This is a genomic window from Bacillus sp. BPN334, assembly GCF_008368885.1.
Lineage (GTDB): Bacteria > Bacillota > Bacilli > Bacillales > Bacillaceae_G > Bacillus_A > Bacillus_A wiedmannii.
This window is the reverse complement of record NZ_QOZW01000045.1, coordinates 1-667: the sequence shown is the minus strand read 5'-3', so window position 1 is coordinate 667 and position 667 is coordinate 1. Positions and strand designations below refer to the sequence as shown.

Genomic DNA, 667 nt, shown 5'->3' with positions numbered 1-667 from the left:
TGTTTTACTGCTAGATTCAAAGCTGTTTTTAGTACTCGATGCAATTGGATTAAGGAATTATTTGAAATACCAGTATCTAATGCTGATTTATAGCATTTTTGAATGTCCATAACATTTAATTTATGAAGTGCAATCATTCCTATACTCGGTATAACATGATGGGTTACATTGTTATAATAAGAAACGTAGCTATTTCTTTCTAAACTCATCCTTTTAATTTCTAACCACTGAACCAGATAGTCTTTTAAAGTAAGCTTAGACGGCTCCACAAAAATCCCTTCATTTAACTCCGTAATCTTTTTCGCCACATCTTTTTCGGCTTCTTTTTTTGTCTTATAACCAGAAAACCACTTCTGTCTTCTTTTTCCTGCCTCTGGATCAGGATCGATATCAATAATGATACAGTAATTATTTCCTCTTTTTCGAATATGTCCTTTCACTTAATACACTCCTTCATTTTGTTTTGAATCATGTTGTATAAGTCTAGTTGTAATTTTGCTGCTATGAAAATTACATGTTTGGACATATCAGCGATAGATACATTTTACCATATATGAACAAATTCAGTTATAGGGTATGATTGTCAGATAATACTAATTTCATCTTTACAATATACAGAAAATTCGGTAATATAATCGATGGAATTATAAAGCGATTCAAGGGGGAG

The 667-nt window shown here is 31.3% G+C and carries 1 protein-coding gene; it reads right to left on the bottom strand.

All coding sequences use genetic code 11. The features are described 5' to 3' along the window. A partial coding sequence (locus DN393_RS31110; protein WP_179958549.1) for an Arm DNA-binding domain-containing protein occupies positions 1–440 on the bottom strand: 440 nt, incomplete at its 3' end. Positions 441–667: the final 227 nt, after the last annotated feature.